This is a genomic window from Pseudomonas sp. AN-B15 (assembly GCF_019056475.1).
Lineage (GTDB): Bacteria > Pseudomonadota > Gammaproteobacteria > Pseudomonadales > Pseudomonadaceae > Aquipseudomonas > Aquipseudomonas parakoreensis.
The window spans coordinates 3,990,166-4,013,367 of the sequence record NZ_CP049737.1; the positions used below are offsets into that span (position 1 = coordinate 3,990,166).

Annotated in this window: 20 protein-coding genes; 6 read left to right on the forward strand and 14 right to left on the reverse strand. The window is 59.5% G+C overall.

What is annotated here, in order from left to right; translation table 11 throughout:
- Window positions 1–11: 11 nt before the first annotated feature.
- Window positions 12–1,010, reverse strand: coding sequence for a beta-N-acetylhexosaminidase (gene nagZ, locus GTQ41_RS18000; protein ID WP_196302438.1), 999 nt, complete (start codon window positions 1,008–1,010; stop codon window positions 12–14).
- Between the two features lie 170 nt (window positions 1,011–1,180).
- Window positions 1,181–1,888, reverse strand: a complete 708-nt coding sequence (locus tag GTQ41_RS18005; protein WP_047295276.1) for a TetR/AcrR family transcriptional regulator — start codon at window positions 1,886–1,888, stop codon at window positions 1,181–1,183.
- A gap of 229 nt (window positions 1,889–2,117) precedes the next feature.
- Here GTQ41_RS18005 and lexA point away from each other — a divergent pair, with 229 nt between their 5' ends.
- Both lexA and sulA read left to right on the forward strand, forming a co-directional pair.
- Complete coding sequence (gene lexA / locus GTQ41_RS18010; protein ID WP_003226590.1) at window positions 2,118–2,726, forward strand: transcriptional repressor LexA; 609 nt, start codon at window positions 2,118–2,120, stop codon at window positions 2,724–2,726.
- 10 nt (window positions 2,727–2,736) lie between these two features.
- Window positions 2,737–3,210 carry an SOS-induced cell division inhibitor SulA gene (gene sulA, locus GTQ41_RS18015; RefSeq protein ID WP_041068994.1) on the forward strand — a complete coding sequence of 158 codons (474 nt, stop codon included), beginning with the start codon at window positions 2,737–2,739 and terminating at the stop codon, window positions 3,208–3,210.
- 94 nt (window positions 3,211–3,304) lie between these two features.
- On the opposite strand, the gene GTQ41_RS18020 is transcribed toward sulA, so the two are convergent.
- From GTQ41_RS18020 to GTQ41_RS18050, 7 genes are all read right to left on the reverse strand, one after another.
- Window positions 3,305–3,538: a hypothetical protein gene (locus GTQ41_RS18020; protein ID WP_003226592.1), complete on the reverse strand. Its 234-nt coding sequence runs from the start codon at window positions 3,536–3,538 to the stop codon at window positions 3,305–3,307.
- A gap of 106 nt (window positions 3,539–3,644) precedes the next feature.
- A complete protein-coding gene (locus tag GTQ41_RS18025; RefSeq protein ID WP_041068998.1) occupies window positions 3,645–4,169 on the reverse strand; it encodes a DUF6586 family protein in 525 nt (174 codons plus the stop codon).
- Window positions 4,170–4,313: 144 nt separating this feature from the next.
- Window positions 4,314–6,944 carry a type I DNA topoisomerase gene (gene topA / locus GTQ41_RS18030; RefSeq protein WP_047295278.1) on the reverse strand — a complete coding sequence of 877 codons (2,631 nt, stop codon included), beginning with the start codon at window positions 6,942–6,944 and terminating at the stop codon, window positions 4,314–4,316.
- 114 nt (window positions 6,945–7,058) lie between these two features.
- The gene (locus GTQ41_RS18035) at window positions 7,059–7,295 is read right to left on the reverse strand and encodes a DUF1653 domain-containing protein (RefSeq protein WP_041069004.1); all 237 of its coding nucleotides are present in this window, start codon (window positions 7,293–7,295) and stop codon (window positions 7,059–7,061) included.
- Window positions 7,296–7,394: 99 nt separating this feature from the next.
- Window positions 7,395–8,570 (reverse strand): acetyl-CoA C-acyltransferase FadA, encoded by a 1,176-nt coding sequence (fadA, locus tag GTQ41_RS18040; RefSeq protein ID WP_007910465.1) that lies wholly within the window; start codon window positions 8,568–8,570, stop codon window positions 7,395–7,397.
- A gap of 29 nt (window positions 8,571–8,599) precedes the next feature.
- Complete coding sequence (gene fadB / locus GTQ41_RS18045) at window positions 8,600–10,747, reverse strand: fatty acid oxidation complex subunit alpha FadB (protein ID WP_047295284.1); 2,148 nt, start codon at window positions 10,745–10,747, stop codon at window positions 8,600–8,602.
- Between the two features lie 538 nt (window positions 10,748–11,285).
- Complete coding sequence (locus tag GTQ41_RS18050) at window positions 11,286–11,723, reverse strand: hypothetical protein (protein WP_047295287.1); 438 nt, start codon at window positions 11,721–11,723, stop codon at window positions 11,286–11,288.
- A 103-nt stretch (window positions 11,724–11,826) separates the two neighbouring features.
- Here GTQ41_RS18050 and GTQ41_RS18055 point away from each other — a divergent pair, with 103 nt between their 5' ends.
- Entirely contained in the window at window positions 11,827–12,264 is a 438-nt protein-coding gene (locus GTQ41_RS18055) for a universal stress protein (protein WP_047295289.1), read from the forward strand.
- A 75-nt stretch (window positions 12,265–12,339) separates the two neighbouring features.
- Here the strand turns inward: GTQ41_RS18055 and GTQ41_RS18060 are convergent, their stop codons facing one another.
- Window positions 12,340–14,262, reverse strand: a complete 1,923-nt coding sequence (locus GTQ41_RS18060) for an ATP-binding cassette domain-containing protein (RefSeq protein ID WP_047295291.1) — start codon at window positions 14,260–14,262, stop codon at window positions 12,340–12,342.
- A gap of 214 nt (window positions 14,263–14,476) precedes the next feature.
- On the opposite strand from GTQ41_RS18060, the gene GTQ41_RS18065 reads away from it, so the two are divergent.
- The gene (locus tag GTQ41_RS18065; protein ID WP_047295292.1) at window positions 14,477–16,405 is read left to right on the forward strand and encodes a transglycosylase SLT domain-containing protein; all 1,929 of its coding nucleotides are present in this window, start codon (window positions 14,477–14,479) and stop codon (window positions 16,403–16,405) included.
- An 83-nt stretch (window positions 16,406–16,488) separates the two neighbouring features.
- Here GTQ41_RS18065 and GTQ41_RS18070 read toward each other — a convergent pair whose 3' ends face one another.
- Complete coding sequence (locus tag GTQ41_RS18070; protein WP_047295293.1) at window positions 16,489–18,267, reverse strand: ABC transporter transmembrane domain-containing protein; 1,779 nt, start codon at window positions 18,265–18,267, stop codon at window positions 16,489–16,491.
- A 256-nt stretch (window positions 18,268–18,523) separates the two neighbouring features.
- Here GTQ41_RS18070 and GTQ41_RS18075 point away from each other — a divergent pair, with 256 nt between their 5' ends.
- Window positions 18,524–18,703, forward strand: coding sequence for a PA1571 family protein (locus tag GTQ41_RS18075; RefSeq protein WP_047295294.1), 180 nt, complete (start codon window positions 18,524–18,526; stop codon window positions 18,701–18,703).
- Between the two features lie 163 nt (window positions 18,704–18,866).
- Here the strand turns inward: GTQ41_RS18075 and pdxB are convergent, their stop codons facing one another.
- On the reverse strand, window positions 18,867–20,009 hold the full coding sequence (gene pdxB, locus GTQ41_RS18080) for a 4-phosphoerythronate dehydrogenase PdxB (RefSeq protein ID WP_047295295.1): 1,143 nt from the start codon (window positions 20,007–20,009) through the stop codon (window positions 18,867–18,869).
- Between the two features lie 218 nt (window positions 20,010–20,227).
- Between pdxB and GTQ41_RS18085 the strand changes: the two genes are divergently transcribed.
- The gene (locus GTQ41_RS18085) at window positions 20,228–21,637 is read left to right on the forward strand and encodes an MATE family efflux transporter (protein WP_047295296.1); all 1,410 of its coding nucleotides are present in this window, start codon (window positions 20,228–20,230) and stop codon (window positions 21,635–21,637) included.
- A gap of 48 nt (window positions 21,638–21,685) precedes the next feature.
- Here GTQ41_RS18085 and tusA read toward each other — a convergent pair whose 3' ends face one another.
- The gene (tusA, locus tag GTQ41_RS18090; RefSeq protein ID WP_007961802.1) at window positions 21,686–21,937 is read right to left on the reverse strand and encodes a sulfurtransferase TusA; all 252 of its coding nucleotides are present in this window, start codon (window positions 21,935–21,937) and stop codon (window positions 21,686–21,688) included.
- 178 nt (window positions 21,938–22,115) lie between these two features.
- Window positions 22,116–23,189 (reverse strand): 23S rRNA (cytidine(2498)-2'-O)-methyltransferase RlmM, encoded by a 1,074-nt coding sequence (gene rlmM / locus GTQ41_RS18095; protein WP_047295298.1) that lies wholly within the window; start codon window positions 23,187–23,189, stop codon window positions 22,116–22,118.
- Window positions 23,190–23,202 lie beyond the last annotated feature (13 nt).

The following is a 23,202-nucleotide window of genomic DNA, read 5'->3' on the forward strand; positions in this document are numbered from 1 at the left end:
GCAAATAATCCTTAATCGATCAGTTGAGCGTCTTTGAGCGCACCGATTGCAGTGAGCCAGCGCGGGTCCTGACGGTAGTCGGTGCTGGCGAACGCCTGGCCGCGCATCCGCGCAATGCGCGTGGACGGCTTGACCTTCATCCGTTGCGCGGCACTGAGCGCAAGTTCCGCAGCAGCGCGGTCGTTGCACACCAGCCCCATATCACAGCCGGCAGTCAGTGCGGCTTCGATACGGCTGGCGGCATCGCCAACCACGTGAGCGCCGGCCATTGAAAGGTCGTCGCTGAAGATCACCCCGTCGAACTGCAACTCGCCGCGCAGGATCTCCTGCAACCAGCGACGGGAGAAGCCGGCAGGTTGCGAATCGACTTGCGGATAGATGACGTGGGCGGGCATGACCGCCGCGAGCTGCTTACTCAACCTGGCGAACGGTACAAGGTCATTGGCGCGGATGTCGTCAAGGCTGCGCTCGTCGTTCGGGATCGCGACGTGGGAGTCGGCTTCGGCCCAACCGTGACCGGGGAAATGCTTGCCGGTAGCGGCCATCCCTGCGCTATTCATACCGCGGATGAAGGCACCGGCGAGTAATGCGGCGCGCTCGGGATCACCTTCGAACGAACGGGTGCCAACCACGGCGCTGCGCTGGTAATCCAGGTCCAGTACCGGGGCGAAACTCAGATCAAGGCCGACCGCCAGCACTTCAGTGGCCATGATCCAGCCGCATTGCTCAGCGAGGTACTCGGCATTCGGGTTGTCAGCAATGGCGCGCATCGCCGGCAGGCGCACGAAGCCCTGACGCAGGCGCTGGACGCGACCGCCCTCCTGGTCCACCGCCAGCAGCAGATCCGGGCGAATGGCGCGGATCGCGGCGCTCAGCTCACGCACCTGCCGTGGATGCTCGATGTTACGGGCAAAAATGATCAGGCCACCCACTTCGGGCTGACGCAACAATTGGCGATCTTCGGCCGTCAGCCAGGTACCGGCGACGTCCACCATCAACGAGCCTTGCAGGCCAGCAGTCATAGAAATTCCTTGAAAACGAAAAACCCGACCCGCAGGAAATCGCTACCGTGAGCAATGCTCGGCAGGTCGGCAATTTCTTGGGATTTCGGGTTCAGAACGAGAGTCGGCATGGGCGGCTAGCTTAGCGGATGTAAACTGCCGCGCCCACCCGTGTGCGGTTAAACCTTGGCGGCCACCGGAGTCGACTTGCTGCGCGGACGCAATTGCGCTGTTGCCATCGCCGGATCGGTGACACCGGTTTCGGCACGCATGCCAGCGGCGAGGAACGGCACCATTAGGCGCATCACCTGTTCGATCGACGTGTTGACGCCGAAATCGGTCTCGGCAATCGCGCGCAGGGCCTTGATGCCCGACATGCTGAACGCTGCAGCGCCGAGCATGAAGTGCACGCGCCAGAACAGTTCGATTGGCGGAATGCGCGGAGCTGCTTCGTTGACCAGCAGCATGTAGCGGCGGAACACCTTGCCGTACATGTCTTCCAGATAACGACGCAGGTGACCCTGGCTCTGGCTGAACGCCAACCCGAGCAAACGCATGAAAATTGACAGGTCGTTACCGCTGCGTGGCTGGACCACCAACGCCTGTTCAACGAGGATCTCCAGCAACTCTTCAAGTGTCGGTTTGTTTTCCGGCTTGGCCTGACGCCGTTCCAACTCTTTATCAAGACTGACGCAGAACGGCCCGAGGAAGCGCGAAAAAACCGCCTGGATCAGGGCTTTCTTGGAGCCGAAATGATAGTTCACCGCCGCCAGGTTTACCCCGGCCTTGCTGGTGATCAAACGCAATGAGGTTTCGGCGAAACCTTTCTCCGCGAACAACTGCTCGGCAGCATCAAGAATGCGTTCAACGGTTTCCGACTGGGCCATGGCTACTCCGCCTGACAAACACTTGTTTGAAACATACGTTTCAGCCTGTGCCTTGTCAAGCCTGCCAGTTCGTTTTGGGAATGGTCGGTCAGCTATTTAACCACACTCGTCCGCTCCTTTAATAAGCACGGCAGCCGACCGTCCGGCGGGCCGCAAAAAAACGGGCATTGCCAAGACTGCTTCACTGTATATAATCCCAGTCACTGTATAAAAAGACAGAGCGATCAATATGCTAAAGCTGACGCCACGCCAAGCCGAGATTCTGGCCTTTATCAAACGCTGCCTCGAAGACAACGGCTACCCGCCAACCCGCGCGGAAATCGCTCAGGAGCTGGGTTTCAAGTCGCCAAACGCGGCTGAAGAGCATCTCAAGGCCCTGGCCCGCAAAGGTGCCATCGAGATGACGCCTGGCGCTTCTCGGGGCATCCGCATCCCGGGCTTCGAAGCCAAGGCCGATGACTCCACCCTGCCAATCATTGGCCGGGTCGCCGCCGGTGCTCCGATCCTCGCCCAGCAGCACATCGAAGAGTCCTGCAACATCAACCCGGCCTTCTTCCATCCCCGAGCCGACTACCTGTTGCGCGTACACGGGATGAGCATGAAGGACATCGGCATTTTCGACGGTGACCTGCTGGCGGTTCACACTACTCGCGAAGCACGCAATGGCCAGGTCGTGGTTGCACGGATCGGCGATGAAGTGACGGTCAAGCGCTTCAAGCGCGAAGGCAGCAAAGTCTGGCTGATTGCCGAAAACCCTGAGTTCGCCCCTATCGAAGTCGACCTGAAAGATCAGGAACTGGTGATCGAAGGCTTGAGTGTCGGCGTCATCCGCCGCTAAAGGAGGCTTTATGCAGTTCCCACACACACCTCAGCAAACACAACTGCCTTTATTCGAAGCGTTTCTGGCACAACCGATGGCGCCGATCCTGAAAGATGTCGTCGAGCGCCCATGGATTGCCGAACCGGAAGTATTCAGTGAGCTGTCACTGCGCGGTGCGGCCGGGAACTGCCTGAACCTGCTTGCCCCGATCCTTCGCGAACTGAGCGAGGATCAGGACGCGCGCTGGCTGACACTGATCGCCCCACCCGCCAGCCTGACCCAGACCTGGCTGCGAGAGGCCGGCCTGAACCGTGAACGCATTCTGCTGCTGCAACCACGTGGCGCGCAAAGCGCTCAGCAACTGGCGTGTGAAGCGCTGCGTCTGGGCCGTAGCCACACAGTGGTGACATGGCTCAACCCACTGAACACAAGTTCCCGGCAACAGCTGATCGGCGCTGCCCGCACGGGCGACGCTCAGAGCCTGAACATTCGACTGGGTTGATTCACTGGTAACGCGCGCTGTGTGAAGCGCATGGCTTCTCCAGGGACAGAGAAGCCGATCTGATGCGATAGCGGCAATCGCCGACAGGCGGGGCTCAGTGAAGAACCCGCGGCCCCTCTTCCTTATCAAACTCGCCTTCGACCATACGACCGGCCATCTGTACGCCGACGCTTAACATCGCCTTGGCGATTTCCACGTGCTGGCCTTGCAGGAACGCTTTGGCATCCTCGGAGAAATCCAGCGTCACCAGAGAACCCTCGTCCTCAGCCCTGCGCAGTTCGATTCGGCCGTCTGGTAACTCGACAATTTCTAGAAAGGACGTTGGCATATAGGTCTGTTCTCCACGAAAGGCAGGGATTATATAGACATCATTCGGGCTTCGCTCGGGATCTTGACCAGCAGCATGTTTCAGATTGCCACCGTACCAATGCCCATCAGCATTCGTTCAGACCTTCGCGAAAGCGGATCGCCAGACCTTTGAGATTCTGCCGCCAGCTCTCCAGCTCTTCGCGACTCAACTCCTGCGGCGCCTCTTCCTCATCAAGATTAATGGCCTGAATCAATGGCTGCGTCACATCGCCCTTGGGCTTCTGTGGCACCCGTGGCGGCTGGAACAACGCCGAATGCGCCGCCAGCAGTTTCGCCAGCCAGGTTTCAGGGTTACCGGCCAGTTCCACCATCTCGGCCAGCTCAGGGATGGCAATCGATTCCAGGACGTCACGAGTCAACAACACTTCTGCTCGCGACGCATTAGCCTGAGGCAGACGATAGAAACCGGCGATCTCATGGCACAGTCCCAAAAGCGCGCCGTAGAGGTGAAATAACGCCGATTCACGCCCAGCCTGGATCAGCGCCAGCGAATTCATCGCTCGCCCCTCTTCGGCACGAGCCAGAGCTTCCAGCGACAGGCCGGCGAAATAGATTTTCTGATTGGTGCGGGTATAGAGTTCGTGCGCCATGCCGGCAGTCTCCACAGCGAAATAATTGCGTCACACAGACCCGACAGTGTCATGGATCAACGGATCCGACCGCAAGCACAAAACAAAAAGGCCGCATGAAAACCCGAGGGTTATCATGCGGCCTTTTTTGTATCAGGCTAACGCTTACTCAGCCTTGGCTTTCGTGCGCTTGTCTTCAACAGTCCATTTACCACCATCGTAGTACGCCTTCCAGCCGGTAGGCTTGCCGTCTACTTCGGTCTGCACGTATTGCTCCTTGGTCTTTCGGCTGTAGCGGATGACCGCTGGCAGACCATCAGGATCCTTCTGTGGCGCTTCGCACAGGAAGTGGTACTTCGGATCGATCTCGTCCTTGTGCGGCAGAATCTCGATCACCAGCGGAGCACGGGTCTCGCGGTTTTTCGGGAACTGACTGGCTGCCAGGAACAGACCGGAAGCACCGTCGCGCAGGATGTAGGTGTCGTTGACCTTTTCGCATTTCAGCTCAGGCATTTTCACCGGATCCATCTTCGGCGGCGCCGCATCACCGCTCTTCAGCAGCTTGCGGGTGTTCTTGCAAGTTGGGTTGGTGCAACCGAAGAACTTGCCGAAACGACCGGTCTTGAGCTGCATCTCGCTGCCGCACTTGTCGCACTCCAGGCTCGGACCTTCATAGCCCTTGATGCGATAGTTGCCCTCTTCGATTTCGTAGCCCGCGCAATCCGGATTGTTACCGCAGATGTGCAGTTTGCGCTTCTCATCAAGCAGGTAGGCGTCCATCGCCGTGCTGCAAATCGGGCAGCGATGCTTGCCACGCAGAACCAACGACTCCGACTCGCCCTCGTCGTCCGCGGCAATCTCGTCGCCTGGCACCAGGTTGACGGTGGCCTTGCAGCGCTCCTTCGGCGGCAGGCTGTAACCCGAGCAGCCAAGGAACACACCGGTCGATGCGGTACGGATCTGCATCGGACGACCGCATGTGGTGCACGGAATGTCGGTCATCACGGGCTGGTTGGCACGCATGCCATTGTCCGGATTCTCCGCCACTTCAAGCTTCTTCTTGAAGTCGCCGTAGAACTCGTCCAGCACGTTTTTCCAGTCACGCTCGCCCTGAGCCACGTCATCGAGGTTCTCTTCCATGCCGGCAGTGAAGCCATAGTCCATGAGGTTCGAGAAACTCTCCGACAGACGCTCGGTGACGATGTCGCCCATCTTTTCCGAGTAGAAACGACGATTGTGCAGGGTCACGTAGCCGCGATCCTGAATGGTCGAAATGATGGCTGCATAGGTCGAGGGACGACCGATACCGCGTTTTTCCATTTCTTTCACGAGGCTCGCTTCGGAGTAACGCGCTGGCGGCTTGGTGAAGTGCTGCGACGGATCAAGCTTGATCAGCTTCATCACATCGCCCTGCGCCATGTCGGGCAGAACGTCGTCATCGCCAGGTTTGGTGATCTGCGGCAGGACGCGGGTGTAACCGTCGAACTTGAGGATGCGGCCCTTGGCGCGCAGCTCAAAGTCACCAGCAGCGACGCTGACAGTGGTCGACAGGTACTGCGCCGGCAGCATCTGGCAAGCAAGGAACTGGCGCCAGATCAGCTCGTAAAGGCGCTCAGCGTCACGCTCCATGCCTGCAAGCTTGCTTGGCGTGGTGTTGGCGTCGGAAGGACGAATCGCTTCGTGAGCCTCTTGTGCGCCTTCTTTGCTGCTGTAGACATTCGGCGCTTCCGGCAGGTACTTCTTGCCGAACTCATCTTCGATGTAGGTGCGCGCCATCGCCACGGCATCGGCCGAAAGATTGGTCGAGTCGGTACGCATATAAGTGATGTAGCCGGCTTCGTACAGACGCTGGGCCATCATCATGGTTTTCTTCACGCCGAAGCCCAGACGATTGCTCGCGGCTTGCTGCAGGGTGGACGTGATGAACGGCGCCGACGGCTTGCTGCTGGTCGGCTTGTCTTCGCGCTTGACGATGCTGTAGCTGGAGGACTTGAGTTTCTCCAGCGCGGCCGTGGCCTGGGCTTCGTTCAGCGGCTTGAAGGCCTCGCCCTTCTCGCGCGCCACTTCGAAACGTACAGTCGAGCCCTTGGCGGTGCCAAGATCGGCGTGCACTTCCCAGTACTCTTCCGGGTTGAACGCACGGATTTCACGCTCACGCTCGACCACCAGCTTCACGGCAACCGATTGCACGCGACCGGCCGACAGGCCACGGGCGATCTTGGCCCACAGCAGTGGCGAGACCATGTAACCCACAACGCGGTCGAGGAAACGACGCGCCTGCTGGGCGTTCACACGATCGATGTCCAGTTCGCCCGGCTCGGAGAACGCTTCCTGAATCGCTTTCTTGGTGATTTCGTTGAAGACCACGCGCTTGTAGCGGCTGTCGTCACCACCGATGGCTTCGCGCAGGTGCCAGGCAATGGCTTCCCCCTCGCGATCCAAGTCGGTTGCGAGATAGATGGTGTCAGCATCCTTGGCGAGCCGGCGCAGCTCTTCGATGACCTTCTCTTTACCCGGAAGGATCTCGTACTGGGCTTTCCAGCCATGTTCCGGGTCGACACCCATGCGCGAAACCAGTTGCTTGCGCGCCTTCTCTTTCGGCGTGAGCACCGGCCCTTCGCCCGCGGCGGCCTTGCCGCGCTTGGCGGCCGGCTCTTTGCTGGCGCTAGCCGAACCGCTGGTGGGCAGGTCTCGGATATGGCCGATACTCGACTTCACCACGTATTGGTTGCCCAGATACTTGTTGATGGTCTTGGCCTTAGCCGGGGATTCCACAATGACCAGCGATTTGCCCATGGATCAGAAAATTCCTGAATTCTAGAAGTGAAAGGCGGTTGGCGCCTGACGCGGCACCGCTATATATAGTGGCTACAAGGTGAGGTCAAGCACAGGGTTCTGTGCGCACTCGCCTCATGGCTTGGAAAAAAGGCTCGGTTCGGCTTGCACCAAAGCAAAGCGTGGCACCTGCTCGCCGTCAACCTCGACCGACTCGACGAACATGCTCAAAGGGCGTACCCAGAAGCCGTAATCGCCATACAGGGCTTGGTAAAAGACCACTTCTTCCTCGGTCTCGGAATGCCGCGCCACACTGAATACGCGGTACTGCGGACCTTTGTAATGTTGGTAGAGCCCAGGTTGTATCGGCATGCTTCGGCCCTCACTCAAATTTTTTCAAAATAAATACAAAAATAAATCCACAAAAACAAAAACCGGGGCACTTGGCCCCGGCTTCCATCGACGAGACGCTTAAACGCGTTCGAAGACGGTGGAGATGCCTTGGCCGAGACCAATGCACATAGTGGCCACCCCGAAGGTGCCGCTATTCTGCTTCATCACGTTCAGCAAAGTGCCGGAAATACGGGCACCGGAGCAACCGAACGGGTGACCCAGGGCGATCGCGCCGCCGTGCAGGTTAACCTTCTCGTTCATCTTGTCGAGCACTTTCAGATCTTTCAACACCGGCAGGGCCTGTGCAGCAAAAGCTTCGTTGAGCTCGAAGAAGTCGATATCGTTGATGCCGAGGCCCGCACGCTTCAGGGCTTTTTGTGTAGCCGGCACTGGACCATAGCCCATGATCGCCGGATCCACACCCGCCACCGCCATCGAACGGATCACGGCCATCGGCTGGATCCCCAGGTCCTGCGCACGCTGCGCCGACATCACGATCATGCACGAAGCACCATCGGTGATCTGCGACGAAGTACCGGCAGTCACGGTGCCACCCTTCGGATTGAAGGCAGGCTTGAGGGCCGCCAGACTTTCCAGAGTGGTTTCCGGACGAATGGTTTCGTCGTAGTCGAACAGCTTCAGGAAGCCGTTTTCGTCGTAGCCCTGCATCGGGATGATTTCGTCTTTGAACTTGCCTTCCACCGTCGCCTTATGGGCGAGCTGGTGGGAGCGCACGCCAAAGGCGTCCTGCTGCTCACGGGTGATGCCGTGCATCTTGCCAAGCATTTCCGCGGTCAGCCCCATCATGCCCGAGGCTTTCGCCGCGTACAGCGACATGTGCGGGTTCGGATCGACACCGTGCATCATGCTCACGTGACCCATATGCTCGACGCCGCCAACCACGAATACGTCACCGTTACCGGTCATGATCGCTTGCGCAGCGGTGTGCAGGGCGCTCATCGACGAGCCGCACAGACGGCTGACGGTCTGGCCGGCCGAGGTGTGCGGGATCTGGGTCATCAGCGACGCCATGCGCGCGATGTTCCAGCCCTGCTCCAGGGTCTGGTTCACACAGCCCCAGATCACGTCCTCGACTTCAGCAGGATCGACCTTGGCGTTGCGTTCCAGCAGTTTGCTGATCAGGTGCGCCGACATGTCTTCGGCACGGGTGTTGCGGTGCATGCCGCCCTTGGAGCGGCCCATCGGAGTACGACCGAAGTCGACAATCACGACGTCTCTAGGATTCAAGCTCATAAGTTCACTCTCACTCTAGTTGGGGGCGCTTAACCGAAGAAGCTCTGGCCGTTCTTGGCCATTTCGCGCAGCTTCGCGGTCGGGTGGTACAGCGCGCCCAAATCAGCGTACTGGTCAGCCAGGGCAACGAACTCGGCAACACCGATCGAATCGATGTAGCGCAGCGCACCGCCACGGAATGGAGGGAAACCGATACCGTAAACCAGACCCATGTCGGCTTCGGCGGCAGTTTCAACGATGCCGTCTTCCAGGCAACGCACGGTTTCCAGGCACAGCGGAATCATCATCCAGTTGATGATGTCTTCGTCAGTGACTTCGCGCTGCTCGTAAACGATCGGCTTGAGCACTTCCAGCACCGACGGATCGGCCACCTTCTTCTGCTTGCCCTTCTTGTCGGTCTCGTAGGCGTAGAAGCCCTTGCCATTCTTCTGGCCCAGACGTTTGGCTTCGTAAAGCACGTCGACTGCCGAACGACGGTCATCCTTCATGCGATCCGGGAAGCCTTCAGCCATCACGTCACGACCGTGGTGACCGGTGTCGATGCCGACCACGTCCATCAGGTACGCCGGGCCCATCGGCCAACCGAATTTTTCCATGATCTTGTCGATGCGCACGAAATCCACACCCGCGCTGACCAGCTTGGCGAAACCGCCGAAATACGGGAACAGGACGCGGTTGACCAGGAAGCCCGGGCAGTCGTTGACGACGATCGGGTTCTTGCCCATTTTCTTGGCGTAGGCAACGGTGGTGGCAATCGCCAGCTCGCTGGACTTCTCACCACGGATCACTTCCACCAGCGGCATCATGTGCACCGGGTTGAAGAAGTGCATGCCGACAAAGTTTTCCGGACGCTTGAGGGCCTTGGCCAGCAGGCTGATGGAAATGGTCGAGGTGTTGGACGCGAGGATGGTGTCCTCTTTGACCTTGTCTTCGACTTCAGCCAGCACGGCTTGCTTGACCTTCGGGTTCTCGACCACGGCTTCAACAACCAGGTCGACGTGACCGAAGTCGCCGTAGGACAGGGTCGGACGAATGCCGTTGAGCACTTCAGCCATTTTCGCAGCGGTCATGCGGCCTTTGTCAACGCGGCCCACCAGCAGCTTGGCGGCTTCGGCCAGACCCTGCTCGATACCGTGCTCGTTGATGTCTTTCATCAGGATCGGCGTGCCTTTGGAGGCCGACTGATAGGCGATACCGCCGCCCATGATGCCAGCACCCAGTACCGCAGCCTGTTTTACGTCCTTGGCGATTTCGTCGTAGGCCTTGGCCTTCTTCTTCAGTTCCTGATCGTTCAGGAACAGGCCAATCAGACTCTGCGCGGCAGAGGTCTTGGCCAGCTTGACGAAACCTGCAGCTTCGACTTCCAGCGCCTTGTCACGACCGAAGTTCGCGGCTTTCTGGATGGTCTTGATCGCTTCGACCGGCGCCGGGTAGTTCGGGCCGGCTTGACCTGCCACGAAACCTTTGGCGGTTTCGAAAGCCATCATCTGTTCAATGGCGTTCAACTTGAGTTTTTCAAGTTTTGGCTGACGCTTGGCCTTGTAATCGAACTCGCCGGAGATGGCGCGCTTGATCAGTTCAAGGGCAGCTTCCTGCAGCTTCTCTGGAGCCACCACAGCATCGACGGCGCTGACTTTCAGCGCGTCTTCAGGACGGTTTTCCTTGCCGGCGGCAATCCACTCGATGGCGTTATCGACGCCGATCAGGCGCGGCAGACGCACGGTACCGCCGAAGCCTGGGTAGATGCCCAGTTTGACTTCCGGCAGACCGATCTTGGCCTTGGTCGACATGACGCGGTAATCCGCCGCCAGGCACATTTCCAGACCGCCACCCAGGGCGATGCCGTTGATCGCGGCCACGGTCGGAACGTTGAGGTCTTCGAAATCGCTGAAGATCTTGTTGGCTTCGAGATTGCCAGCAACCAGCTCGGCATCCGGCAGCTTGAAGTTGTCGACAAATTCGGTGATGTCGGCGCCGACGATGAACACGTCCTTGCCACTGCTGACGATCACGCCCTTGATCGAAGCATCTGCCTTGATGGTGTCCACGGCCTGACGCAGTTCGTTCAGGGTAAGACGGTTGAACTTGTTGACGGACTCACCCTTGAGGTCGAATTTCAATTCGACGATGCCACTTTCAAGAGCTTTAACCGTGATGGCTTTACCTTCGTAAATCATCAACTGATCTCCACGATATGGAAGCTGAACAGTACACGTCGGACGCAGGTAAATGGCTCGGCAGGACGCTTTTTCGTCGATGCTGACGCCAATCCACCCGGCACACCCGCCAACGCGATAGTCGGGATTCTGTAGGAGCAGTCTGTAAGACAAACGCTCAATTCATACGCCCGTTTGATTTGGGTACGCCACCTTCACGGAATTTCCGACAATTGTCAATCGCCCTAAATACGGGTTGAAATGCGACTTTGCGGTCATTTCTGTAAGACGCAGCCGCCGACACATGCTTGCATGTGAGGGTATTCATAAGACTAATAGTTAGAAATGTCGCCCTAATTCGCTGCAAGCCTTGTTTAACAGGCTACGCTCGCTGGACCACGAAGGAAAACAAGCGCACGTGTGTTGACCGGAACACGCCGAATCAACATCAAAAAGAATTTCCGGCCTGCCTGGCCACCCCGCCCGATGAATCATGTCGGGCTTTTTATTGCTCGTCTGCCAGACGTTTCGCACCGTTGCAGCGCGAAACGTCCGTGAGTCATGCCAGTGCTTTCAGCGTGGCATCAATTTCCAGCAGAACCGAAGCGTCACCCTTCTCGCCCCAATAGAGCGCGATCATCTGCTTGTCAGCTTCGACCTTGAAAACGTTGCCCGGCAATTTTTCGAAATGATTCAACAGGAGCGAATCTTCACAGACTTCCTGCCACTGATTGACCCACACGCCCGGGGTTTTCTGCCAATACGTCCAGCAAGCCGGCTGCTTGCCGCGCCGTGGCCGATGGTATTGCGCGCACGGGTTTGGCGGCTCCTGGCTCAGCCAGTGCGGCCACTCCTGGGGCGCCAGCTGCATGGCCAGCCCGATGCGCCGGGCCTCCGTGCGCAAGGCTATCCGGCCACTCTGTGCACGGGACGGACGCAACCAAGCCAGGGGGCTCAACACCACCAGCAGGATTGACACCACCAGCCAGACCGTCATATCTCTACTCCCGTTTTGTCATGAGCCCATTGCGTCACTTTGGAACCAATGCGCTTGAAACCAGCCATACTTAACAATATTGATCCCTCACGAGGAGCACCTCATGCCCTACCACCATATCCTGGTCGCCGTAGATCTGACCGAAGAGTGCGACCCTGTGATCCACCGCGCCCGAGAGCTGTCGGTGAGCAATGGCGCCAAGCTGTCGCTGGTGCATATCGTCGAACCGATGGCCATGGCCTTTGGGGGTGACGTACCGATGGATCTGTCACAACTGCAACAACAACAGTTCGATCAAGCCAAGGAACGCCTGGAGCGCCTGAAGCACAAATACACCGAACTGGAAGGCTCAAACTGCCACCTGACCTACGGCCAGCCACGCCAGGAAATCCACCACTTCGCCAAGGATCAGGAATGCGACCTGATCGTGGTCGGCAGCCATGGCCGACATGGTCTGGCACTACTATTGGGCTCAACCGCCAACGATGTTTTGCACGGCGCACCTTGTGATGTGCTGGCGGTGCACCTGGTCAAACGCTGATCCCAGGCCCTTGTGAAAAGCTAAAAAGCCCGGCGTCCATCACTGGACGCCGGGCTTTTTCATGCCTGGAAACAATCAGGCATCCAGCTCGGCCCAACGCTCCACCAGCGCATCCAGCTCAGCCTGCAACTGCTCAAGTGAGGCAATCACCTTGGCCGTTTCGGCCGGCGGACGCTGGTAGAAGCCGGCTTCAGCCATTTCAGCCTCGACCGCAGCAATCTGCTGCTCTTTGTTGTCGATGTCGCCCGGCAGCGCTTCCAGCTCGCGCTGAAGCTTGTAGCTCAGTTTCTTCTTCGCAGCCGGGGCCGCAGCGACAGGCGCGGCAACCGGGGCCGGTTCAGCAGTGACCACCGCCGAGTTCAGGTCAGCCTTGCCCGACTTGCTCTCGGTCACGCCCAACAGGCGCGGCGAACCGCCCTGACGGATCCAGTCCTGATAACCGCCGACGTATTCACGGACTTTGCCTTCACCTTCGAAGACCAGAGTGCTGGTGACCACGTTGTCGAGGAATGCCCGGTCGTGACTGACCATCAGCACCGTGCCGTTGAACGTCAGCAGCACTTCTTCGAGCAGTTCGAGAGTCTCGACGTCGAGGTCGTTGGTCGGTTCATCAAGTACCAGCAGGTTCGCCGGTTTGCTGAACAGTTTGGCCAGCAACAGACGTGCACGCTCGCCACCGGACAGCGCCTTCACCGGCGTGCGCGCACGCTGCGGGCTGAACAGGAAGTCACCGAGGTAGCTCAGGACGTGGCGGCTCTGGCCATCGATTTCGATGAAGTCGCGACCTTCGGCGACGTTGTCGATCACGGTCTTTTCCAGATCGAGTTGATGACGCAACTGATCGAAGTAGGCCACATCGATCCGGGTGCCCTCTTCCACTTTGCCGCTGGTCGGTTGCAGGCCGTTGAGCATCAGCTTGAGCAGAGTGGTCTTGCCGGTACCGTTGGCGCCGAGCAGACCGATACGGTCGCCACGCTGCAGGACCATCGAGAAGTCCTTGATCAGGTACGGACCGTCCGGGTGATGGAAGCTGACGTTGTCCAGGACCATCACTTGCTTGCCGGACTTCTCTGCCGTTTCCAGCTGAATATTCGCTTTGCCGGTACGTTCACGACGTTCGCTGCGCTCAACGCGCAGGGCTTTCAGGGCACGCACACGGCCTTCGTTACGGGTGCGACGGGCCTTGATGCCCTGACGGATCCACACTTCTTCCTGAGCCAGACGCTTGTCGAACAGCGCGTTGGCGGTTTCTTCAGCAGCCAGCGCGGCTTCTTTATGCACGAGGAAGCTGGCGTAGTCGCCGTTCCAGTCGATCAGACCGCCGCGATCCAGTTCGAGGATGCGCGTGGCGAGGTTTTGCAGGAAGGAACGGTCGTGCGTGATGAACAGGACGGCGCCCTGGAAATCCTTCAGGGCTTCTTCGAGCCAGGCAATCGCACCGATGTCCAGGTGGTTGGTTGGTTCGTCGAGCAACAGCAAATCCGGTTCGGACACCAGCGCCTGCGCCAGCAGCACGCGGCGACGCCAGCCGCCGGACAACTCGGCAAGAGTCTTGTCGGCCGGCAGTTGCAGGCGACTCAGGGTACTGTCGACCAGCGTCTGCAAACGCCAGCCGTCACGGGCTTCGAGGTCGTGCTGAACGTGCATCAGCTTGTCCAGATCGGCGTCGGTGACGATGTTCTGGCTCAAGTGATGGTATTCGGCGAGCAAGGCGCCAACACCGTCCAGACCCTCGGCAACCACGTCGAATACCGTCCGCCCGTCGGCCACCGGCAATTCTTGCGGCAATTCACCGATTTTCAGACCGGGGGCACGCCACACCGAGCCGTCATCGGGTTTCTGGTCGCCCTTGACCAGTTTCATCATGCTGGATTTGCCAGTGCCGTTGCGGCCGATGATGCACACCCGCTCACCACGGGCGATCTGCCAGGACACCTTGTCCAACAACGGCATCGCGCCGAATGCAAGGGACACATCGCTGAATTTGAGCAGGGTCATGAGCTTCTCCAAAAACCGGGCGCGCATTCTACCTGAATCAGGTCCTCAGCAGGCCGGCAATTTGTTTGCTGAAGCACTCTGCACAACATTTGTTGCGAACTTGTGCTGCAAGACCCGCAAAGCTTTCGCCCGTTGCTGGCAAAAGGCTAAGCTACAGACAATTCAGTGCTGGCCGCGGCCGGTGCTTGTCATGATTTCTCTGCCCGGATGTCTCATGCGCAGTCGCCTTTTCAGTGTCTTGTCCTGTTTGCTACTTACCGCCGCTGCCGCTCAATCCGCCCAGGCGGTGGACCTGTCGACCCAACGCCAGTATTACGATGAAGCCAAGCGCGCACTGGCCAAGGGCGATACCGGCCCGTACTTTCGTTACAGCCAGGCCTTGGCCGATTACCCGCTGGAACCGTACCTGGCTTACGACGAACTGACCGCGCGTCTGAAAACCGCCAGTAACGAGGAAATCGAGAAATTCCTCGCCGAGCACGGCGACCTGCCACAGGCCAACTGGATGAAACTGCGCTGGTTGCGCTGGCTCGCCGACCGTGGTGACTGGGCAACTTTCGTCAAGTATTACGACCCGAAACTCAACTTCACCGAACTGGACTGCCTCAATGCGCAGTACCAGATCAGCAGCGGCCACAAGGCCGAGGGCTATGCCAACGCCGACAAACTGTGGCTGACCGGCAAATCGCAACCGGCCGCCTGTGACGGGTTGTTCGGGATCTGGGCGGCCGATGGCCAGTTGACCGAGCAGAAACGCTGGGAGCGCACCAAACTTGCCGCCCAGGCGCGCAACTATCCACTGGCTAACAGCCTGGTCAACGGCCTCACCACCCTCGCCCCACGCGGTCGGCTGCTGGTGGATGTGGCGCAGAAACCCGAACTGCTCAATCAGCCGTCGCGCTTCACTCCCGCTGACGAGCCGATGTCCGACGTGGTCAGCCTCGGCCTGCGCCGCCTCGCCCGTCAGGACCCGGACAAGGCCATGGCCCTGCTCGACGGATACGCCAGCAGCATGCATTTTTCCCGTGACGAAAAAGTCGCGATTGCCCGGGAAATCGGCCTGACCCTGGCCCGGCGTTTCGACAGCCGCGCGCTGGACGTGATGACCAAATACGATCCGGAGCTGCGTGACAACACCGTGTCCGAATGGCGCCTGCGCCTGCTGTTGCGTCTGGCACGCTGGGACGATGCGTATCAGTTGACCCGTCGGCTGCCGCAGGATCTGGCGACCACCAACCGCTGGCGTTACTGGCAGGCCCGCAGCCTGGAACTGGCGCAACCGCAGAACCCGGAAGCGCAGACCCTGTACAAGAACCTGGCGAAAGAACGCGACTTCTACGGCTTCCTCGCCGCCGACCGCTCGCAACTGCCTTACTCGCTGATGAACAAGCCGCTGGTACTCAGCCAGGCCACCATCAACAAAGTGCGTAACACCCCCGGTGTGCGTCGCGCTCTGGAATTCCATGCGCGCGGGCAGATCGTCGACGGGCGCCGCGAGTGGTATCACGTCAGCCGCCATTTCAATCGTGACGAAATGGTCGCCCAGGCCAGACTGGCTTACGACCTGAAATGGTACTTCCCGGCCATTCGCACCATCAGTCAGGCGCAATACTGGGACGACCTGGATATCCGTTTCCCGATGGCCCACCGCGACACCTTGGTGCGTGAAGCCAAGACGCGCGGCCTGCATTCGAGCTGGGTGTTCGCCATCACCCGCCAGGAAAGCGCGTTCATGGATGACGCCCGCTCCGGCGTCGGCGCCAGCGGCCTGATGCAATTGATGCCCGGCACCGCCAAGGAAACCGCGCGCAAGTTCAGCATCCCGCTGGCCTCGCCGCAGCAAGTGCTCGATCCGGACAAGAACATCCAGCTCGGCGCCGCTTACCTGAGCCAGGTGCACAGCCAGTTCAACGGCAACCGCGTCCTGGCCTCCGCCGCCTACAACGCCGGTCCCGGCCGCGTGCGCCAGTGGCTGCGCGGCGCCGATCACCTGAGCTTCGATGTGTGGGTCGAAAGCATCCCGTTCGACGAAACCCGCCAGTACGTGCAGAACGTGCTGTCGTACTCGGTGATCTACGGGCAGAAACTCAATTCGCCGCAGCCGCTGGTGGATTGGCATGAGCGGTATTTCGACGATCAATGACAGGTGCTGAATACCTGAAATGAAAAATGCCCGCATCCATCGATGCGGGCATTTTTTTGCTGCCAGGAAAGGCTTCGGCAGTTCTACACCGCCATCGCATGCCCGTCGTTGAACTGCAACGCCGCCAGCCGCGCATACAGTGGATTGCTCACGATCAGCTCCTGATGCGTACCGATTGCGACCAATCGGCCCTGATCCATCACGGCGATCCGGTCGGCGTTCTTCACCGTGGCCAGGCGATGCGCAATCACCAGCGTGGTGCGGTTGTGCATCAGGCTTGGCAGCGCTTCCTGGATCAGATGTTCGCTCTGAGCATCGAGAGCGCTGGTGGCTTCGTCCAGCAGCAGAATCGGCGCATCCACCAGCAACGCGCGGGCAATCGCCAGACGTTGACGCTGGCCGCCGGAAAGGCCGAGGCCAGCGTCCCCCAGATGAGTCTGATAACCGTTGGGCATCTTCTCGATGAAGTCATGGGCGTGGGCAATTCTTGCCGCTTCCTTGACCTGCTCGAGTGTCGCGTTGGCATTGCCGTAACGAATATTCTCTTCGACGCTGCCGAAAAACAGCGCTGGCGATTGCGAGACCAGGGCGAAATTGCGCCGCAGATCCAGCGGATCGAGGCTCGTCAGCGGCACCCCGTCAATCAGGATCCGGCCTTCAAGCGGGTCGTAGAAGCGCAGCAACAAGTCATACACCGTGGATTTACCGGCACCGGAAGGCCCGACAAGGGCCAGGGTTTCACCAGCCCTGATGGTCAGGCTCAAGCCGCTGATGGCATAGCTGTCCGGACGCGACGGGTAGGAAAAGTGCACATTCTGCAATTGCAACTCGCCCTTGATCCGTTCAGGCAACGTCACCAGCCCGAGGGTCGGTGGCTGGATGATGTTCTGCGAACTGAGCAACTCCGCAATGCGCTCGGCGGCACCCGCCGCACGCTGCAACTCGCCGATGACCTCGCTCAACGTACCGATGGCACTGCCGACGATCAGGCTGTAGAAAACGAATGCCGCCAGTTCACCCCCGGTAATGCGCCCGGCTATCACGTCCATGCCGCCGACCCACAACATCACCGCCACCGCGCCGAGCACCAGCACGATCACCACGGTAATCATCCAGGAGCGCTGAAAGATCCGTTTGCGCGCAGTATCAAACGCGTCCTCGACCGTCGTGGCGAAACGGCGTTCATCCTGCACCTGATGGTTGTAGGCCTGAACGGTTTTGATCTGCCCGAGCGTCTCGGAAACGTAGCTGCCGATGTCGGCGACCCGATCCTGACTCAACCGCGACAGATTGCGCACGCGCCGCCCGAAAATCAGAATCGGCGCGACCACGAAGGGCAAGGCGATTACCACGATGCTGGTGAGTTTCGGATTGGTCACGAACAGCAGCACTACTCCGCCGATCACCATCAACAGGTTGCGCAGAAACATGGAGAGCGACGAGCCGATCACCGATTGCAGCAACGTCGTGTCGGCGGTCAGCCGTGATTGAATCTCCGAACTGCGGTTATTCTCGTAAAAGCCGGGATGCAGGTAGACCAGATGGTTGAACACCTCGCGCCGGATATCCGCGACAACTCGCTCGCCGATCCACGACACCCAGTAAAACCGCGCAAAGGTGCCAATCGCCAGGCCCAACACCATCAGCATGAAGATACCGATGCTCTGGTTCAGTTGGTGCGGCGACTGCGTCATGAAACCCCGATCGACCAGCAATTTGATCCCCTGCCCCATCGACAAAGTAACGGCCGCAGTGACGATCAACGCCAACAGCGCAGCGCAGACTTGCCAACGATAAGGCGCCAGAAACCGGCTGGTCAGACTCAGCGCTCGACGGTGCCGGGAAGAAAGCTTCGAGATCATTCAGGTACACATCCGTGTTGATGAAAGGGCTAGCCTAAACCTTCTATGGGGCGGAACTCTGTAAATCACAATGAGTCAGGTTAAATATGCCCCCAAAGACTAGGCCATAGTTGCTATTGGTCTAATGTCCCGGTTGAGACGAGCGGTCATTTCTGTTGGAGTGGAGATGCCGCTTTTGACAGACCCAAGGGTGTTGTCACAGCCTGGTCACGTGGCGGTTTTAATCTACGTGCACAACCTGATGAGGAGACAGGCCATGTCCTTGCAACACAGCAGCGATGACAAGATTCAAGTGATCCGCACCCAGCCCGGCCAATCTCTGGGTTGCTCGATTATCGACAAGGATGGGCGTGAAGTACCGATCACTGAAGACATGATCCAGGACGCGTGCCGCGAGCTGGAGAAGCGATTGGTCAAGCCTGCCGAACAAAAGTGATATAGCCACCGTCTTCCTGACCCGGCCCCTGTTTGGCCGGGTTTTTTCTGCCTGCCGTTCTCTTCTGTTCTGTGTAGGAGCTGCCGAAGGCTGCGATCTTTTGACTTTGTTTTTCAAAGGCAAGATCAAAAGATCGCAGCCTCCGGCAGCTCCTACAGGAACTTCAGACAGCCACCGCCCCCAGCGCCGCCACAATCTTTTGCAACTGCTGCGAATCTCCGTCGATCCGCACCTTCAGCCCCTCGATCTCGCGCCGCACCGGGTACTGCTTGCGCAACACATCGAATGCCGCACGCTGTTCCGCGACATTGCCTACAAGACTGCGACGAAAATCCGCATCATCGCGGCGCGGGTCGTATACGCCACGGCACAACATCGCCAGTGCCCAGGCCGGATCGCTGTCGGCGTGCAGGGTCACTTCTGACAGCCACGGTGCCGGTAGCAAGTCACTGAGCTGGATGCTCGGCGTCTGACCGATGAATTCGCAATAAGCCTGATAAATCTGCGCCGTGCCGCGCTGTTTACCATCAAGGCTGTAGCCGGCAATGTGCGGCGTGGCCAGCACGCAGAGCTCGGCGAGGTCGACATCGACTTCAGGCTCGGCTTCCCACACGTCGAGCACCGCTTGCAGGTCCTCACGCGCCAGCAGCACGTTGCGCAACGCAGCGTTATCCACCACGGGGCCACGGGCGGCGTTGATCAGCCAGGTACCGGGTTTGAGCTTTTGCAGACGCGGCTCATCGAACAGATGCCAGGTCGCGCCTGCGCCGGTACGGGTCAACGGCGTGTGCAGGCTGATCACGTCACATTGCTCGATGATCTGCTCGAGGCTCACGTAATCACCGCCCTCGACTGCCTGACGCGGCGGGTCGCAGACTTTGACATTCCAGCCCAGGCCCTTGAGCACCTTGATCAGCCGACCGCCGACTTCACCGGCACCGATTACCCCATAAGTACGTTGCGGCAATTCAACGCCTTCGATTTCCGCCAGGGTCATCAGACTGCCGAGCACATAATCGACCACACCTCGCGCATTGCAACCGGGCGCACTGGACCAGGTGATGCCGGCCTCGGTGAAATAATCGAGATCGAGGTGATCGGTACCGATGGTGCACGTGCCGACGAAACGCACTTTGCTGCCTTCGAGCAAAGCACGATTGACGTTGGTCACCGAACGCACCAGCAACACATCGGCCTGCTCGACCGTCGCACGGTCGATGGCACGGCCAGGCACCCGGCGGATCTCGCCGAAACCGGCAAAAAAGGCATCAAGCAGGGGGATATTTTCGTCGGCAACAATCAGCATGGCGGGCTCCTTGGGCGGATCGGCAGTTTAACTGTAGGAGCTGCCGCAGGCTGCGATCTTTTGATTTTGTTTTTCAAGATCGAGATCGAGATCAAAAGATCGCAGCCTGCGGCAGCTCCTACAGATTACAAATCCGCAACAGAGGATTTTTCCTGACCAAAGCGTCAGCGGCGTAGAATGCGGCGCCTTGCGCATCAATCCCTGTGGACGCTTTGCCTGTGAATTCTGTTACTGATCAACCGCTCGCTGCCTCACTCACCCGCCCCGCGCGAATTCGCCTGGAATTCAGGAATCTGCTCGCCCTCGCGCTGCCGATCATCATCGCGCAACTGGCGACCACCGCCATGGGCTTCGTCGATGCGGTGATGGCCGGCCGTGTCGGGCCGCGTGACCTGGCAGCGGTTGCACTGGGCAACTCGATCTGGGTCCCGGTGTTTCTGCTGATGACTGGCACCCTGCTGGCCACCACGCCGAAAGTCGCCCAGCGTTTCGGCGCCGGCACCCACAGCGAAATCGGCCCGATTGTCCGTCAAGCGCTGTGGCTGGCACTGGTGGTCGGCCTGATCGCCACGTGCATGCTGGTCGCCGCCGAGCCGGTGCTGCACCTGATGAAAGTCGATCCCGAGCTGATCGGCCCGTGCATGCAATACCTGCACGGCATTGCCAGCGGTCTGCCGGCGGTGGCGTTCTATCACGTGCTGCGTTGCACCAGTGACGGCATCGGCCGTACCCGCCCGGCGATGGTGCTGGGTCTGTGCGGTCTGGCGCTGAACATTCCGCTGAACTACATCTTCATTTATGGCCACTTCGGCGTGCCGGCCATGGGTGGCGTGGGCTGTGGCTGGGCCACGGCCATCGTGATGTGGGTCATGGCGCTGGGTCTGGCCGGATGGGAGCGCTGGGCGCCGGCGTATCGTTCGAGTGAGATCTTCAGCCGCTTCGACTGGCCACAATGGGCGGTGATCAAACGTCTGCTGGCGATCGGCTTGCCGATTGGCATCGCCGTGTTTGCCGAGTCGAGCATCTTCGCCGTGATCGCCCTGCTGATCGGCAGTCTCGGCGCCACCGTGGTGGCCGGGCACCAGATCGCGCTGAACGTCAGCTCGCTGGTGTTCATGATTCCGTATTCGCTGGGCATGGCCGTCACGGTGCGTGTCGGCCAGGCGCTGGGCCGTGAAGAGCCGCGGGAAGCACGCTTTGCCGCCGGCGTCGGCATGGGCACCGCACTGGCGTATGCCTGCCTGTCGGCGAGCATGATGCTGTTGCTGCGCGAGCCGATCGCGTCGATCTACACCGCCGATCCGATGGTGATCCAGATTGCGGCAATGCTGATTGTGTACTCGGCGCTGTTCCAGTTCTCCGACGCGATCCAGGTGACGGCTGCCGGCGCTCTGCGCGGTTATCAGGACACCCGGGTAACGATGATTCTGACCCTGTTCGCCTACTGGGGCATTGGCCTGCCAGTGGGTTACGCCCTCGGTCTGACCGACTGGCTCGGCGAACCGCGTGGCCCAAGCGGTCTGTGGCAAGGGCTGATTGTCGGCCTGAGCTGCGCGGCGCTGATGTTGTCGATTCGCCTGACGCGCAGTGCACGCAAGCGTATTCGGATCAGTCGTTCGGTGGGCTGATCAGCCATAAAAAAAGACCTGCACATGCAGGTCTTTTTTTGTCCGGATTCAATTGGACTTCTTGCGGATCCAGTACAGATAAGTACCGGCCTCTTCGTGCTGCCCCACCAGTTCGTGGTCGAGAAACACACAGAACTTGGGAATGTCGCGACGGGTCGAGGGATCGGTGGCGATCACCTTGAGCAGGCCGCCCGGCACCAGGTCACGAATGTGCTGGTGCAGCATCATTACCGGCTCCGGGCAATTGAGACCGGTGGCGTCGAGGGTGCCGTCGACCGGGGTATCGATCATTTCACTCATGATTCACTCCTGAAACTGGCCGGCATTGTCGCGCATTGCCGGGTGCTCAGTCATCTGTAGCGAGGGGATTTATCCCCGATGGGTCGCGAAGCGGCCCCAGAGACTGGGGATGCGCTGCATCCCATCGGGGATAAATCTCCTCACCAAAGAGATCATTCCCACAGGGTTTAGTGGTGACTCAGCGGGATTTGGCTTTCTTGATGTCATGCCGACGCAAATGACAGGTCACTTCCTCGCGGTCGTGATACAGCTGCTTGCAGCCAATATCGACCTTGATCCCGCGCGCCTTGAAGCCATCGGCGATGCGCTCGAGCAAGCGCTTCACTTCGGCATAGCGCTGTTTCATCGGCAGCTTGAGGTTGACCACCGCTTCGCGGCAATGACCGTCGCCGATCCATTCTTCAAGCATCGCCGCGTTACGCGCCGGCTTCTCGACGATGTCGCAGACCATCCAGTCCACTGGTTGCTTGGGCTTGAAGGTGAAGCCGTCGGCCATCAAGTGCTGCACCAGTCCGGTGTCCATCAGGCTCTCGGCCATCGGGCCGTTGTCGATGGCGGTCACCAGCATGCCGCGGTTGACCAGTTGCCAGGTCCAACCACCGGGTGCCGCACCGAGGTCGACACCGGTCATGTCGCTGTGCAGGCGCTCATCCCACTGATCACGCGGGATGAAATGGTGCCAGGCCTCCTCCAGTTTCAAGGTCGAACGGCTGGGCGCTTCGCGCGGAAACTTCAGGCGCGGAATGCCCATCGGCCACATCGCCGAGTTGCCGGCGTCGGCCAGGCCGAGGAACACTTCGCGGCCACTTTTGAAGGTCAGCAGCAGGCGCGGTTTGCTGGCGTCGTCCACCAGTTTGCCGGCACCGGTCAGCGCCTTGCGCAGCGGGCCTTCGAACTTCTTGCAGAAGTTCGACAGCTCTTTGCCATCGTTGGTATCGACCACTTCCAGCCACAGGCTGCCGCAGACCGGGAAGTCCGCCATCTGCTCGAGGATCACGCTGATGCGATCGGTTTCCGGCAGATTGATGAATACACCGCGCGCCCACTGGCGCGGAAAAATCAACTCGGCGAAACGCTGGCCGCGCATCAGGCGTTCGGCGCCGTCTGCTTCGCTGCAGACAAACTCCGCGTACGCGGTGGCCGGTTTGGCCTTGGCGTAACCGGCCACATTCAACTGGGCGGCGAGGTCGGAAATCTCCGAACAGACTTCGCCTTCGAAGCCTGGCCGGCAATGCATGAATAGGGTGTTCATTCTTACTCCTGGG